The 15,495-nt window shown below is 66.4% G+C and carries 12 protein-coding genes; 8 read left to right on the forward strand and 4 right to left on the reverse strand.

Features of this window, described 5'->3' with window-relative positions; all coding sequences use genetic code 11:
• Positions 1 to 103 precede the first annotated feature (103 nt).
• Positions 104 to 382, reverse strand: coding sequence for a hypothetical protein (locus KDW55_RS15265; protein WP_040144434.1), 279 nt, complete (start codon positions 380 to 382; stop codon positions 104 to 106).
• Positions 383 to 649: 267 nt separating this feature from the next.
• Here KDW55_RS15265 and ompR point away from each other — a divergent pair, with 267 nt between their 5' ends.
• From ompR to KDW55_RS15285, 4 genes are all read left to right on the forward strand, one after another.
• Positions 650 to 1,375, forward strand: coding sequence for a two-component system response regulator OmpR (gene ompR / locus KDW55_RS15270; protein ID WP_004199523.1), 726 nt, complete (start codon positions 650 to 652; stop codon positions 1,373 to 1,375).
• A 40-nt stretch (positions 1,376 to 1,415) separates the two neighbouring features.
• Positions 1,416 to 2,777, forward strand: coding sequence for an ATP-binding protein (locus tag KDW55_RS15275; protein WP_040144435.1), 1,362 nt, complete (start codon positions 1,416 to 1,418; stop codon positions 2,775 to 2,777).
• Positions 2,778 to 2,966: 189 nt separating this feature from the next.
• On the forward strand, positions 2,967 to 3,515 hold the full coding sequence (locus KDW55_RS15280) for a peroxiredoxin (protein ID WP_009691824.1): 549 nt from the start codon (positions 2,967 to 2,969) through the stop codon (positions 3,513 to 3,515).
• A gap of 76 nt (positions 3,516 to 3,591) precedes the next feature.
• On the forward strand, positions 3,592 to 4,119 hold the full coding sequence (locus KDW55_RS15285) for a carboxymuconolactone decarboxylase family protein (RefSeq protein ID WP_040144436.1): 528 nt from the start codon (positions 3,592 to 3,594) through the stop codon (positions 4,117 to 4,119).
• Positions 4,120 to 4,256: 137 nt separating this feature from the next.
• Here KDW55_RS15285 and ispF read toward each other — a convergent pair whose 3' ends face one another.
• The gene (ispF, locus tag KDW55_RS15290) at positions 4,257 to 4,742 is read right to left on the reverse strand and encodes a 2-C-methyl-D-erythritol 2,4-cyclodiphosphate synthase (protein WP_040144437.1); all 486 of its coding nucleotides are present in this window, start codon (positions 4,740 to 4,742) and stop codon (positions 4,257 to 4,259) included.
• Positions 4,743 to 4,770: 28 nt separating this feature from the next.
• Positions 4,771 to 5,481 carry a 2-C-methyl-D-erythritol 4-phosphate cytidylyltransferase gene (gene ispD / locus KDW55_RS15295; protein ID WP_059547692.1) on the reverse strand — a complete coding sequence of 237 codons (711 nt, stop codon included), beginning with the start codon at positions 5,479 to 5,481 and terminating at the stop codon, positions 4,771 to 4,773.
• Between the two features lie 19 nt (positions 5,482 to 5,500).
• Here ispD and mfd point away from each other — a divergent pair, with 19 nt between their 5' ends.
• From mfd to KDW55_RS15310, 3 genes are all read left to right on the forward strand, one after another.
• The gene (gene mfd, locus KDW55_RS15300; protein WP_209820959.1) at positions 5,501 to 9,058 is read left to right on the forward strand and encodes a transcription-repair coupling factor; all 3,558 of its coding nucleotides are present in this window, start codon (positions 5,501 to 5,503) and stop codon (positions 9,056 to 9,058) included.
• Positions 9,059 to 9,154: 96 nt separating this feature from the next.
• Positions 9,155 to 10,375 (forward strand): acetylornithine deacetylase, encoded by a 1,221-nt coding sequence (argE, locus tag KDW55_RS15305; protein ID WP_040144440.1) that lies wholly within the window; start codon positions 9,155 to 9,157, stop codon positions 10,373 to 10,375.
• A 64-nt stretch (positions 10,376 to 10,439) separates the two neighbouring features.
• Complete coding sequence (locus tag KDW55_RS15310; RefSeq protein WP_040144441.1) at positions 10,440 to 11,459, forward strand: threonine/serine dehydratase; 1,020 nt, start codon at positions 10,440 to 10,442, stop codon at positions 11,457 to 11,459.
• Between the two features lie 347 nt (positions 11,460 to 11,806).
• Here KDW55_RS15310 and KDW55_RS15315 read toward each other — a convergent pair whose 3' ends face one another.
• A complete protein-coding gene (locus KDW55_RS15315; protein WP_212160204.1) occupies positions 11,807 to 14,326 on the reverse strand; it encodes a penicillin-binding protein 1A in 2,520 nt (839 codons plus the stop codon).
• Between the two features lie 437 nt (positions 14,327 to 14,763).
• On the opposite strand from KDW55_RS15315, the gene KDW55_RS15320 reads away from it, so the two are divergent.
• On the forward strand, positions 14,764 to 15,444 hold the full coding sequence (locus tag KDW55_RS15320) for a PspA/IM30 family protein (RefSeq protein WP_212160205.1): 681 nt from the start codon (positions 14,764 to 14,766) through the stop codon (positions 15,442 to 15,444).
• Positions 15,445 to 15,495 lie beyond the last annotated feature (51 nt).

Here is a 15,495-nt window from a genome sequence, read left to right on the forward strand (position 1 = left end):
ACGCACCGGCGGTGCGGATGCCGGTTCAACGGCGGCACGCATGCGAAAGTTGACCGAAAAATTGCTACGGAATCTTTCCGCGGCAGCGGAACGCGCGCAGGGATCAGCGCTTGTACAGCTCGCGAACGGCGTCCTCGATGTGCTGGCGCAGCAGGTGGCGCTCCTCGGGGGTCATGTGTCCGTCGCGGCGGCGCTGTTCGAGATCGGGGGGCACCGCTGAACGGACCGCCGCGTCCGCAGCGCGGTCGGATTGCGGCGCCTTGCCGCGCTGCAGCTTGCGCGACGAGGCGCCCGGCTCCGGGCGCTGCGCATACGCGAAGTTCGACGCATATGGACCGGCAAGTGCGATCGTCAGCATCAGTGCAATCCGGGCAGATCGCATGACCGTCCTCGCTTCTCTGGTCGATTTGTTCCCTTCGTCACGCGGCAACCGGTTACCTCTGGTACTTGAAAAACCCTGCGGAATTCGGGCGTACAAAGATGAAAGATGGAGTGCAGGGGAGTATCTACCGAATTTCGGCTTCGAGTAAAGGAATCTCTATAGCGTGCCTTTACTCCGCGCGACACTACGGGTAAATTTTGTAACGGACTGTAACGCGCGAAAATACGCGACCGTGCGTAATTTCCCATTCGCGATAAGATGCCGCTCATGGAAACGAAAAACCCCTCCAAGATTCTCGTCGTCGACGACGACCCGCGCCTGCGCGATCTGCTGCGCCGATATCTCGGCGAGCAGGGTTTCAACGTATACGTCGCGGAGAACGCGACCGCGATGAACAAGCTCTGGGTGCGCGAGCGCTTCGACCTGCTGGTGCTCGACCTGATGCTGCCCGGCGAGGACGGCCTGTCGATCTGCCGCCGCCTGCGCGGCAGCAACGACCGCACACCGATCATCATGCTCACCGCGAAGGGCGAGGATGTCGATCGAATCGTCGGTCTCGAGATGGGCGCCGACGATTACCTGCCGAAACCGTTCAACCCGCGCGAACTGGTCGCGCGCATTCACGCGGTGCTGCGCCGCCAGGCGCCGGCCGAGTTGCCGGGTGCGCCATCGGAAACCACCGAGGTGTTCGAGTTCGGCGAATTCTCGCTGAACCTCGCGACGCGCACGCTGACGAAGTCCGGCCAGGAGATTCCGCTGACCACCGGCGAATTCTCCGTGCTCAAGGTGTTCGCACGTCACCCGCGCCAGCCGCTGTCGCGTGAAAAGCTGATGGAGCTTGCGCGCGGCCGCGAATACGAAGTGTTCGACCGCAGCCTCGACGTGCAGATCTCGCGCCTGCGCAAACTGATCGAACCCGATCCGGGCAGCCCGCGTTTCATCCAGACCGTCTGGGGCCTCGGCTACGTGTTCATCCCGGACGGCGCTGCCTGATCTCCCTTCTTTCCGGTTTCGCCCGCCCACGGCCCGTCCCATGCGTATCGACCGGCGCCTTCTGCAGCTCGCGTTCGGCGGGCTGTTCTGGCGCACCTTCCTGCTGATCGCGCTGCTGATCTCGGTCAGTCTCGCCGCGTGGTTCCAGAGCTTTCGCGTGATCGAGCGGGAGCCGCGCGCGCAGCGCGTCGCGCTCCAGCTCGTCGCGGTCGTGAAACTCACGCGCACCGCCCTGCTCTATTCCGATCCCGACTTGCGGCGCGCGCTGCTGCAGGATCTGGAGAGCAACGAGGGCGTGCGCGTGTACCCGCGCGAGAAAACCGACAAGTTCAAGCTCCAGCCCGACGAATCGCTGAACCGTCTGATCGAACACGACATCCGCAGCCGGCTCGGGGACGATACCGTGATCGCGCAGTCGGTCAACGACATCCCGGGCGTGTGGATCAGCTTCAAGATCGACGACGACGATTACTGGGTCGCGCTCGATCGCGACCAACTGGACAACGTCACTGGCCTGCAGTGGGCCGGCTGGGGGTTGTTCGCGCTCGCGCTGTCGCTGTTCGGCTCGGCGTTCATCACGAGCCTCGTGAACCGGCCGTTCTCGCGACTCGCGCTCGCGGCGCGCCAGGTCGGTTCCGGCCAGGCACCCGATCCGCTGCCCGAGCGCGGGATGGGCGTCGCGGCCGAGACCAATCGCAGCTTCAACCAGATGGTGCGCGACCTCGAGCAGCTCGAGGCCGATCGCGCGCTGATGCTCGCCGGCATCTCGCACGACCTGCGCACGCCGCTCGCGCGGCTGCGGCTCGAAACCGAAATGAGCCCATCCGACCAGGCGACGAAGGACGCGATGGTCGACGACATCGAGCAGATGGACCGCATCATCGCCGCCTTTATCGACTACGCGCGGCCGACGCAGCGCAAGCCGGAGCCGGTCGACCTGTCGTCGATCGCGCATGAAGTCGCCGCGCGCGTGTCGAGCGAGGATGGTGTCGAGATCCGCACGCGCCTCGCGCCGAGCGCCGTGATCGAAGCCGACGAAACGGACATGCGCCGCGTGATCGGCAACCTCGTCGAGAACGCGCGCAAATACGGGCAGAGCCGCGACGACGGGATTTCGCGCATCACGCTCGAGACGCGCGTAACGCACGCGCGCGTCGAGCTGTCGGTGAGCGACGAAGGTCCCGGGATTCCCGAAGATCAATTGCCGCTCGTGATGCGGCCGTTCTACCGCGTCGACACGGCGCGGACCAAGGCGGACGGCACCGGCCTCGGCATGGCGATCGTGCTGCGCCTTGTCGGCCGCTATCGCGGTGCGCTGCGCCTGCGCAACCGCAGCCCGGAAGCAGGCCTCGAAGTCACGCTGGAATTCCCCGGCGCCGGCAAGGCGCGTGCGGCGGCGTGACGCGCTCGCGCACGCTTCTTGCGCGCCACACTATCGGCGCGGTTGAAAAAAACTATGAGTTTCCTTAGTCAAAATCTATTGAATCGTTTTGGTAATAGTGTTATAGTCTGACCCATGCTGTCACATCAACGTTGCAGCACCGAGGTAGCTTGATTCAGTCTTCTTCCCAACTCACACAGGAGTATCCGCATGAAAACCGTGGGCGATAAACTCGAAGCATTCACCGTCGTAGCCGCGAAGCCGGGCTTCAACAATCACGAGGAAAACGGCCAGTCGGCGTTCGAGACCGTCACCGAAGCGTCGTTCCCGGGCAAGTGGAAGATCATCTACTTCTATCCGAAGGACTTCACGTTCGTGTGCCCGACGGAAATCGTCGAATTCGCAAAGCTCGCGAAGCAGTTCGAAGAGCGCGACGCCGTCCTGCTCGGCGGCAGCTCGGACAACGAATTCGTGAAGCTCGCATGGCGCCGTGAGCACAAGGATCTCGACAAGCTGAACCACTACTCGTTCGGCGACGTCAAGGGCGAACTGATCGACCAGCTCGGCGTGCGCGACAAGGAAGCCGGCGTGGCCCTGCGCGCGACGTTCATCGTCGATCCGGACAACACGATCCAGCACGTTTCGGTGAACAACCTGAACGTCGGCCGCAGCCCGGAAGAAGTGCTGCGCATTCTGGACGGCCTGCAAACGGACGAACTGTGCCCGTGCAACCGCGCAGTCGGCGGCGCAACGCTGTAAGCGCATCGATGCACGAAGCCCGCGGCGTACCTTCTGCCTGCGGGCTTTTTTAACGGCCAACCCATAGGAGATATCAATGGAATTCATCGACTCGATTAAAGCACGTATCCCCGACTACGCGAAGGACATTCGCCTGAACCTCGACGGCACGATTTCGCGTTCGTCGCTCGAGGGCAACGATGCGGTCGGCGTGGCGCTGGCGGCGGCCGTTGCGGCGAAGAGCACGGTCCTCGTGAAGGCGATCCGCGAAGCCGGCGTGCTGTCGCCCGAAGAGACAAACGCGGCGCTGACGGCCGCTGCGCTGATGGGGATGAACAACACCTGGTATCCGTATGTCGAGATGGCCGACGACGCCGATCTGAAAACACAGCGCGCCGAGCTGCGTATGGGCGCGTATGCGTCGCACGGCGGCGTCGACAAGCGCCGGTTCGAAATGTACGCGCTTGCCGCGTCCATCGTCGGCAAGTGCCACTTCTGCGTGAAGTCGCACTACGCGTTGCTGAAGAACGAGCAAGGCATGACGACGACGCAGCTGCGCGACGTCGGCCGCATTGCGTCGGTCATCAACGCCGCCGCGCAGGTGATCGCCGCCGAAGGCGAATAAGCGGCGGCGCGTCGCCGTACCGGCCGGCGCGCCAAACGAAAATGCCACGCAAGCGCGTGGCATTTTTTCATTCCGGCGACGCAATGGCCCGAACGCCGGGCGCCGTTTGCGGCCGGCGTCGAGCCGGCCTCGGGCGCTCACGCGTGCTGCTTCACCAGCAGCGCCGCGGCCTGTGCCTCGATCCCCTCGCCCCGGCCGAGGTAGCCGAGCTTCTCGTTGGTCTTCGCCTTCACGTTCACGCGATCGAGCGGCACCCCGAGATCGGCAGCAATGTTTGCGCGCATCCCGTCGATATGCGGCGCGAGCTTCGGCGCCTGCGCGATCACGGTGCTGTCGACGTTCTGGATCGCGAAGCCGGCCGCCTTCACGCGCGCCGCGCACTCACGCAGCAGCACGCGGCTGTCCGCACCCTTGAACGCCGCATCGGTGTCGGAGAAATGACGGCCGATGTCGCCGAGCGCCGCCGCGCCGAACAGCGCATCGGTGATCGCGTGCAGCAGCACGTCGGCGTCCGAGTGGCCGAGCAGGCCGCGCTCGTACGGGATCGTCACGCCGCCGATGATGAGGGTGCGCCCTTCGACGAGCTGGTGCACGTCGTAGCCTTGTCCGATTCTGAAATCCATGCGTATTCCGATTGAGATGAGATGAATGTCAGGAAGCGTTCGCGGGGCGCGCGAGAATCGCTTCCGCGAGCGCGAAATCTTCCGGGTACGTGACCTTGAAGTTGCGCAGGCTGCCCTGCACGACGCGCGGCGTATGGCCCGCCCACTCGATCGCGCTGGCCTCGTCGGTCAGGTCGTGCCCTTCCCGCTGCGCGCGCAGGATTGCGTCGCGCAGCATGCCGATGCGGAACATCTGCGGTGTCTGCGCCTGCCACAGCGCGTCGCGCGATTCGGTGCGCGCGATCGCGTCACCGCCGGCCGGCACGCGCTTGAGCGTATCGGCGACCGGCAGTGCGACGATTCCGCCCACCGGATCGTCCTTCAGCGTCGCGACCAGCGTGCGGATCAGCCCGGGCGTGATGCCGGGCCGGGCGGCGTCGTGCACGAGCACCCAGTCCTGGTCGGTCGCGCCGAATTCGGCCAGCTCGAGCAGCCCGTTGAGCACCGATGCCTGGCGCGAGCCGCCGCCGCAGCGGCGCACCGCGAAGCGCAGGCCCGCGAAGCGGCGCGCATCGAAGTGCGTGTCGTCGGGCGCGAGGACGACGAGCGTCTGCGCGAATTCGCTGCACGCGTCGAACGCGGCGAGCGTGTAATGCAGAAGCGCGCGACCGGCCAGCGTGCGATATTGCTTCGGCACGGCCGAACCGGAGCGGCTGCCCGTGCCGGCGCAGGGAATCAGGGCGAAAAGTCGGGGAGTCACGAAAGAAAACGCCGGAAAGGTGAAATCGAGAAGCGGATTTTATAATAGGTCTTTCGTCTCGACCGGCGCGCCGTGCCGCGCCCGTGCCCGCCACCCTGCCGTCCCTATGCCAGACAACGCTTCCATCCCGTTCGCCTCGCCCGTCGCCCGCGTCAAACCGGGCCAGCGGTTCGCCTTCGACGGCGCGCACGGCTCCGCCGACGCGCTCGCCATCGCCCGCTATCTCGCCGACAACCGCGACGCGGTCCCGCTTCTCGCGGTGATCTGCGCGAACGCGGTCGACGCGCAGCGGCTGTCGCAGGAAATCCGCTACTTCTCGCCGGACGCGCGCGTGCGCCTGCTGCCGGACTGGGAGACGCTGCCGTACGACACGTTCTCGCCGCACCAGGATCTCGTGTCCGAGCGTCTCGCGACGCTGCACGACCTCGGCGAGGGCCGCTGCGACATTCTGCTCGTGCCCGCGACAACCGCGCTGTACCGGATGCCGCCCGCGTCATTCATGGCCGCGTACACGTTCGCGTTCGCGCAAGGCGAACGGCTCGACGAAGCGAAGCTGAAGGCGCAGCTCACGCTCGCCGGCTACGAGCACGTGAGCCAGGTCGTGCGGCCCGGCGAATACTGCGTGCGCGGGTCGCTGATCGACCTGTATCCGATGGGCTCGCCGCTGCCGTACCGGATCGACCTGTTCGACGACCAGGTCGACTCGATCCGCGCGTTCGACCCCGATACGCAGCGCAGCCTGTACCCGGTCCGCGACGTGCGCCTGCTGCCGGGTCGCGAATTTCCGTTCGACGAGGCAGCGCGCACGGCATTTCGCAGCCGCTGGCGCGAAACCTTCGAGGGCGACCCGAGCCGCGCGCCGATCTACAAGGACATCGGCAACGGCGTGCCGTCGGCCGGTATCGAGTATTACCTGCCGCTGTTCTTCGACGAAACGGCTACGCTGTTCCACTACCTGCCGCAGGACGCGCATCTGGTGTTCGCCGGCGATCTGGAAGCGTCGATCCGCCGCTTCACCGCCGACACGAAGCAGCGCCACGCGTTCCTCGCGCACGATCGCGAACGGCCGATCCTCGAGCCGCAGCGCCTGTTCCTGTCGGACGAGGACTTCTTCGCGTTCGCGAAGCCGTTCGCGCGCGTCGTGCTGCCCGCGCAGCCGGCCGGCGGCTGGGCGACGGCGCTGCCCGAGCTGACCGTCGATCGTCATGCGGACGACCCGCTCGCCGCGCTGCGCACGTTCGTCGAATCGTCCGGCAAGCGCGTGCTGCTGACGGTGGAATCTGCCGGCCGCCGCGAAACGATCCTGCAACTGCTCGCCGAGCATCGCCTGCGCCCCGCGTCGAACGACCACTTCGCAGGCTGGCTGGAAAGCGACGCGCCGTTCGCGCTCGGCGTCGCGCCGCTCGCGAACGGCTTCGCGATCCCGGGCGAAGGCTACGCGGTCGTCACCGAAACCGAGCTGTACGGCGCGCTCGGCCGCCGCGCCGGACGCCGCCGGCAGGAACAGGCAAGCAACGTCGACGCGATGGTGCGCGACCTGTCGGAGCTGAAGGTCGGCGATCCCGTCGTGCACGCGCAGCACGGGATCGGCCGCTACATGGGCCTCGTGTCGATGGATCTCGGCGAAGGCGAGACCGAATTCCTGCACCTCGAATACGCGGGCGAAAGCAAGCTGTACGTGCCGGTCGCGCAGCTGCACGTGATCTCGCGCTACAGCGGCGCCGATCCCGACAGCGCGCCGCTGCACGCGCTCGGCTCCGGCCAGTGGGAGCGCGCGAAGCGCAAGGCCGCGCAGCAGATCCGCGACACGGCCGCCGAGCTGCTGAACCTGTATGCGCGCCGCGCGGCGCGGGAAGGCCATGCATTCGCGCTGGAGCCGCGCGACTACGTGAAGTTCGCGGAGAGCTTCGGCTTCGAGGAAACGCCCGACCAGGCCGCGGCGATCGCGGCCGTGATCGGCGACATGACGAGCGGCAAGCCGATGGACCGCCTCGTGTGCGGCGACGTCGGCTTCGGCAAGACCGAGGTGGCGCTGCGCGCGGCGTTCATCGCGGTCATGGGCGGCAAGCAGGTCGCGCTGCTGTCGCCGACCACCCTGCTCGCCGAGCAGCACACGCAGACCTTCGCCGATCGTTTCGCCGACTGGCCGGTGCGTATCGTCGAGCTGTCGCGCTTCAAGACGACGAAGGAAGTGAACGCGGCGATCGCGCAGATCAACGAAGGCAGCGTCGACATCGTGATCGGCACGCACAAGCTGCTGTCGTCGGACGTGCAATTCAAGCGGCTCGGCCTCGTGATCATCGACGAGGAGCACCGCTTCGGCGTGCGCCAGAAGGAAGCGCTGAAGGCGCTGCGCGCGGAAGTCGACGTGCTGACGCTGACCGCGACGCCGATCCCGCGCACGCTCGGGATGGCGCTCGAAGGGTTGCGCGATTTCTCGGTGATCGCGACTGCGCCGCAGAAGCGGCTCGCGATCAAGACCTTCGTGCGTCGCGAGGAAGAAAGCGTGATCCGCGAGGCGATGCTGCGCGAACTGAAGCGCGGCGGCCAGGTGTACTTCCTGCACAACGAGGTCGAGACGATCGAGAATCGCAAGGCGAAGCTCGAGGAACTCGTGCCCGAAGCGCGCATCGTGATCGCGCACGGCCAGATGCACGAGCGCGAACTCGAACGCGTGATGCGCGATTTCGTCGCGCAGCGCGCGAACGTGCTGCTGTGCACGACCATCATCGAAACCGGCATCGACGTGCCGAGCGCGAACACGATCATCATGCACCGCGCGGACAAGTTCGGCCTCGCGCAGCTTCACCAGCTGCGCGGCCGCGTCGGCCGTTCGCACCACCAGGCGTACGCGTACCTGCTGGTCCACGATCCGCAGTCGCTCACCAAACAGGCACAGCGCCGGCTCGAGGCGATTCAGCAGATGGAAGAACTCGGTTCGGGCTTCTATCTCGCGATGCACGACCTCGAGATCCGCGGCACCGGCGAGGTGCTCGGCGACAAGCAGTCGGGCGAGATCCACGAGATCGGCTTCCAACTGTATACCGACATGCTGAACGACGCGGTGAAGGCGCTGAAGAACGGCAAGGAACCCGACCTCACCGCACCGCTCGCCGCGACGACGGAAATCAACCTGCACGCGCCCGCGATCCTGCCGGCCGACTACTGCGCGGACGTGCAGGAGCGGCTGTCGCTGTACAAGCGGCTTGCGAACTGCGAGCACGGCGACGCGATCGACAGCATCCAGGAAGAGCTGATCGACCGCTTCGGCAAGCTGCCGCCTCAGGCGCACGCACTCGTCGAGACGCATCGGCTGCGGCTCGCCGCGAAGCCGCTTGGCATCGTGAAGATCGACGCGAGCGAAGCCGCGATCGGGCTGCAGTTCGAGCCGAATCCGCCGATCGATCCGATGCGCATCATCGAGATGGTGCAGAAGCACCGCCACATCAAGCTCGCGGGGCAGGACAAGCTGCGCATCGAAACGCGCTCGCCCGATCTCGCGATCCGTGTGTCGACGATCAAGGAAACGTTGCGCGCGCTCGCACCGCGCGTGGATGTGGCGAGCGCAGCACGTTGACCTCACGGCCGCGATGCTGCACCGCATCGCGGCCGGCGAAGGCGTGCAGACGCGTTTTTGAGTATGATTTTCCCATTCCTCAGACGGAGTTTTGCCATGTCCACTCTCGACGCGCCGGCGCCGTCCGCCGCCGACCAAGGCGACGCTTCGCTCGTCAGCCTGCCCTGGATCAAGCAGCTGGTGTCGATGGACACGACGAGCCGCGTGCCGAATCTCGGCCTGATCGAAACGGTGCGCGACGCGCTCGCCGCGCAAGGTATCGAGTCGACGCTCACGCACGATTCGCGCGAAGGCTGGGCGAACCTGTTCGCGACGGTGCCCGCGCACGACGGCTCGACCGACGGCGGCATCGTGCTGTCGGGCCACACCGACGTCGTGCCGGTTGACGGCCAGCAGTGGGACAGCAACCCGTTCGCGCCGGAGCTGCGCGACGGCCGCCTGTACGGCCGCGGCACCTGCGACATGAAAGGCTTCATCGGCGCGGCGCTTGCGCTGCTGCCCGACATGCAGGCGACGAAGCTCGCGAAGCCGATCCATTTCGCGCTGTCCTATGACGAGGAAATCGGCTGCGCGGGCGCACCGCTGCTGATCGCCGATCTCGTCAAGCGCGGCGTGAAGCCGTCCGGCTGCATCGTCGGCGAGCCAACCAGCATGCGACCGATCATCGCGCACAAGGGCATCAATGCGTACCGCTGCTGCGTGCGCGGCCACGCGGCACACTCGTCGCTGACGCCGAAGGGGTTGAACGCGATCGAATACGCGGCGCGGCTGATCTGCCACATCCGCGACATCGCCGAGCGCTTTCGCGCCGAAGGGCCGTTCGACGCGCTGTACGACGTGCCGTTCACGACCGCACAGACGAGCACGATCCAGGGCGGCAACGCAATCAACACTGTGCCGGCCGAATGCCGGTTCGACTTCGAATTCCGCAACCTGCCGACGCTCGACCCCGAACAGATCTTCGCGCGCATCGAAGCGTATGCGCAGGAAACGCTGCTGCCGCAGATGCGGCGCGAGCACCCGAACGCGGCGATCGAATTCTCGAAAATCGCCGCGGCGCCGGGGCTCGACGCGACCGAACAGGCCGCAATCACGCAGCTCGTGCGCGCGCTGACGGCCGACCAGGACAAGCGCAAGGTCGCGTACGGCACCGAGGCCGGGCTGTTCGAACGCGCGGGGATCCCGAGCGTCGTCTGCGGGCCCGGCAACATCGAGCAGGCGCACAAGCCGAACGAATACGTCGAGCTCGCGCAGCTCGCCGCATGCGAGCAGTTTCTGCGCAAATTCATCCGCAGCATGTCGGTCGACGCACACTGACTGCCCGCGCCGCCGCCTGCCCGCGTGCGCGGGCAGGCTCCCTCCCGCCCCCACCCGCCACGTCATGTCGAACGAACAACAGGGCACTGCCCATACGACGATCGACGGCGAGCCGATCCCGACGCTCGACGAAATCGCCGCGCAGCACTTCGCGTTGTCGCCGTGGGTCGCACGCACGCCGGTGTTCGAGCGCGCCGACCTGCCGTCCCTCGAGGGCACGCACGTCAACTTCAAGTTCGAGCTGCTGCAGGCAAGCGGCAGCTTCAAGGCGCGCGGCGCGTTCACGCACCTGCTCGCGCTCGACGAGGCGCGCAAGAACGCCGGCGTCACCTGCGTGTCGGCGGGCAATCACGCGGCAGCCGTTGCGTATGCGGCGATGCGGCTCGGCAGCAGCGCGAAGGTCGTGATGTTCCATACCGCGAGCCCCACGCGCATCGCGCAGTGCAAGCAGTACCGCGCGGAAGTCGTGCTCGCCGGCAGCGCATCGCAGGCTTTCGACCTCGTGCGGCGCATCGAGGCCGAGGAAGGCCGCTTCTTCATTCATCCGTTCAACGGCTATCACACGATTCTCGGCACCGCGACGCTCGGCTACGAATGGGCGACGCAGACGCCCGATCTCGACGCGGTGATCGTGCCGATCGGCGGCGGCGGCCTCGCGGCCGGCATGGCGACCGCGCTGCGGCTCGCGAATCCGCGCGTGCACGTATATGGCGTCGAACCGGAAGGCGCCGACGCGATGAGCCGCAGCTTTGCGGCGAATCACACGATCAAGATGAGCGCGATGCAAACGATCGCCGATTCGCTGATGGCGCCGCACACCGAGGAATACAGCTACCAGCTGTGCCGGCGCCACGTCGACCGCATCGTCACCGTATCCGACGACGCGTTGCGTGCGGCGATGCTGTTCCTGTTCACGCATCTGAAGCTGTCGGTCGAACCGGCGTGCGCGGCGCCGCTCGCGGCGCTGCTCGGCCCGCTGCGCGAAACGCTGCAGGGCAAGCGGGTCGGCATACTGCTGTCCGGCACGAACACCGATCCGGCGACGCTCGGCATGCATCTCGCGCACGCGACGCGGCAGCGCTGACGCCCCGCACGCCGGTGAGGGTTATCCCCAGTTTATGTTGACAGCCCTGTTGATAACCCCGCGCACAAGCACGCAAGTGATTGAGTGCGCAGCGTTTTATGCGCGCACGGCGCGCAGGCCGCGAAATAGGCAGATGCCGCCGCCGAATGCGCGTATCGCGGCACGGCAACGTGCAATGCGGCAAGCGCTCGGCAGGCGCGCCCCGGTCGGCATCACACTCATCCCGCCCTGTTCGTCGTCCTGATGCGGCGTCCGCCGCCTTGGCGGCTTGCCCGCCACGCGTGTGCGACACGCAAAAAAACGGGCGCCCGAAGGCGCCCGTCGTATCAGACCAATCCGCGTGCCGCTTACTTGCTCTCGAACATGTCCATGATCTGCTGCTTCTCCTGCTGCGTGACAGGCGGCGGCGTGAGGCCCGCAGCGCCGGCCGAGCCGAGCGCATCGTTCGCGCTGATTGCGTTGTCGGCCGGATTGATGTCCACGCTGCCGACGAAGCCGTTGCCCGGCGTGCGGTCAGAGTAGTACAGCTCGCCGTCGATTGTCGTCAGGCCGTCCGGCATCGGCATCTGCTGCTCGGGCACGCCGTTGAGCGCAGTGCGCATGTAGTTCACCCAGATCGGCAGCGCGAGCTGCGCGCCGAATTCGCGGCTGCCGAGGGTCTTCGGCTGGTCGAAGCCCATCCATGCGACCGCGACGAGCGACTGCTGGTAACCCGCGAACCAGCCGTCCTTCGCGTCGTTCGTCGTACCGGTCTTGCCCTGCAGGTCGCTGCGACCGAGCACGTTGGTGCCGGCACCCGTGCCGGCCGTCGCGACCGTATGCAGCAGGCTGTTCATCACGTACGCATTGCGCCCTTCGATCGTGCGCGGCGCGGTGCCGCCTGCGATGACCGGCTGCGCCTTCTGCAGCGGCTGGCCGCGCGCGTCGTCGACCTCCGCGATCAGATAGGGATCGACCTTGTAGCCGCCGTTCGCGAACACTGCGTAGCCGGCCGCGAGCTGCAGCGGCGTGACGAGCCCGGCGCCCAGCGCCATCGGCAGATACGGCGGGGTCTTCGCCGGATCGAAGCCGAAGCGCTGCGTCACGTACTGCTGCGCGTACTGCGTGCCGATCGACGCGAGAATCCGGATCGATACGAGGTTCTTCGACCGCTGCAGCGCGGTGCGCATCGACATCGGGCCGTCAGGCTGGTCGTCGTCCTTGGGCTCCCATGCAGTGCCGCCCGGCACGCTAGGCGGGAAGTACAGCGGCGCGTCGTTGATGATCGTCGCCGGCCCCATCCCCTTGTCGAGCGACGCCGAATAGATGAACGGCTTGAACGATGAACCCGGCTGGCGCCACGCCTGCGTCACATGGTTGAACTTGCTCTTGTTGAAATCGAAGCCGCCGACGAGCGAGCGGATCGCACCGTCCTGCGGCGCGATCGCGACGAGCGCGCCTTCGACCTGCGGCAGCTGCACGACCTGCCAACCCGTCTTGCCATCCTTCATCACGCGCACGATCGAGCCCGGCTTGATGCGCAGCGTCGCGTTCGCGCGCGGGCTCAGCGCGCCCGACACGAAGCGCAGCCCGGCCGGACCGATCGTCGTCGTCGCGCCGCCGACGAACTGCACGTCGACCGCGCTCGGCGACGCCGACAGCACCACCGCCGATTGCAGGTCGCCGTTATCCGGGTGATCGGCGAGCGCGTCGTCGATCGCCTCGTCGCGCTCGTCTCCGGCCGCCGGCAGGTTGATCGAACCTTCCGGCCCGCGATAGCCATGGCGGCGCTCGTAATCGAGAATGCCGCGGCGCACGGCCTGATATGCCGCTTCCTGGTCGGCCGAGTTGATCGTGGTCGTGACGGTCAGCCCGCGCGTGTAGGTTTCGTCCTTGTACTGCTGGTACATCATTTGCCGCACCATCTCGGCGACGTATTCGCCGTGCACCGCGTACTGGTTGCCCGGCGTGCGCACGTGGATCTCTTCCTTCACCGCCTGGTCGTACTGCGGCTGCGTGATGTAGCCGATTTCGAGCATGCGCTTCAGGATGTACTCCTGGCGCACCTTCGCGCGCTTCGGATTGACGACCGGGTTATACGCGGACGGCGCCTTCGGCAGCCCCGCGAGCATCGCCGCTTCGGCGAGCGTGATGTCCTTCAGGTCCTTGCCGAAATACACGCGCGCTGCGGCCGCGAAGCCGTACGAGCGCTGGCCCAGATAGATCTGGTTCATGTACAGCTCGAGAATCTGGTCCTTCGTCAGCGCGCGCTCGATCTTGTACGCGAGCAGCATTTCGTAGATCTTGCGCGTGTAGGTCTTCTCGCTCGACAGGAAGAAGTTGCGCGCGACCTGCATCGTGATCGTGCTCGCGCCCTGGCGCGCGCCGCCGTGCATCAGGTCGGCCACGCCCGCGCGCAGGATGCCGAGGAAATCGACGCCGCCGTGTTCGTAGAAGCGATAGTCCTCGATCGCGAGCACCGCTTTCTTCATCACGTCGGGGATGTCCTGGAAGCGCACGAGGCTGCGGCGCTCCTCGCCGAACTCGCCGATCAGCACGTGATCCGCCGAGAACACGCGCAGCGGCACCTTCGGCTGATAGTTGGTCAGCGCATCGAGCGACGGCAGTTGCGGCGCCATCACGACGAGCGCATAGCCGACGATCAGCGCGCCGACGACCGCGAGCGTCGCGAACAGGCCGACGAACCACAGCGCGACGCGCGAGCCGAACGAGGGACGGCCGCCGCTCCCGCTTGCGCGGCGCTGCTGCGCGCCGCGATCGTCGCCGTGGTCGTCATCGGGGTAATAGGCGCCCGACGGCGAACGGCGCAACGTGTAGTGAGGTTCGTTCCGGTCGGAAGGAGAAGACGGTCGTTTGATAATTGGCATGTCGGAATGGCGGGCAGACGAGGTGCCCTCGGACGCATGCGGAAATGCAAGCGGATGAATCAGAGTGGGTGCATCTGGCAACTGTCACGTCGACAGACCGCGCCGCGCGGCGATCCGTTCCCGCGACGTGACAGCGCATTTTAATGAAATCGACCGGGCGGCTTCGCGATTTTTTGTAAAAATTCCCGCGCGAGCGTGAAGGGTCGAACGTATTGGCCGCCTGCTCGGCCTATGATGGGCATGCAACCGTGCGCACGCGGCGGCGTTTCTTTCAGGTGCGAAAGGTTCGCATGCGCGGTGCACGCACCGCTTGAACTGCCGCGCTTAAGCCGTATTTAAGGGGCCGGCGGTGTAATATCCGCCAGCTCACGCGGGTCGGATCCGATTCGCGACGGGCACTGCCGCTCACGCGGCGCCTTTCAACCACGGAGGATTTCATGTCGCTTTTCGACTCTATTTCGCGCACGATCAAAGGCCTGCTGAACGACGCGGCCGACTCGGTACAGGATCCGTCGCGCGACGCACGGCAGATCGTGCGGGAGCTCGACGACAGCATCGGCCGCGCCGAGAATTCGCTGATCGAGATCGAAGCACAGGTCGCGACCCAGCGCAGCAAGCGCGATGCAGCCGACGACAAGGTGAAGAAGTACGAGGACGGCGCCAAGCGCGCCCTGCAGGCCGGCGACGAAGCGCTCGCGCGCGAGGCGCTCGCCGCACAGGCTAACGCCGAAGCCGAACGCGACGCGCTCGCGGCCGAACTCGCCACCCTCGAACCGTCGGTCGAGAAGCTGAAGGGGCAGATCGCCGACATGCGTCAGCGCCGCAACGACCTGAACGCACGCTCGAACATCCTGCAGGCGAAGCAGGAAATCGCGCAGGCGAAGGACGTCGCGGCAAGCGCATTGGGCGGCATCGGCGGCAAGAACCTGTCAGAAGACTTCCAGAAGCTCGAGGACAAGGTCGCGCTGCAGAACGCACGCTCGGACGCACGCCTGAATTCGGCCGACACGTCGAGCGGCAAGGCGCTCGACGACAAGCTCGCCGCGCTGAACAAGGGCCCGTCGGTCGAGGACCGCCTCGCCGCGCTGAAGAAGCAGCTCGACGCGCCCGCGCAGTAACGGCCACCGCGCCGCTGCCCATTGGGGCCGCGGCGCGCACCGATCGTCAGG

The organism is Burkholderia sp. AU19243, assembly GCF_018148075.1.
Taxonomy (GTDB): Bacteria; Pseudomonadota; Gammaproteobacteria; order Burkholderiales; family Burkholderiaceae; genus Burkholderia; species Burkholderia latens_A.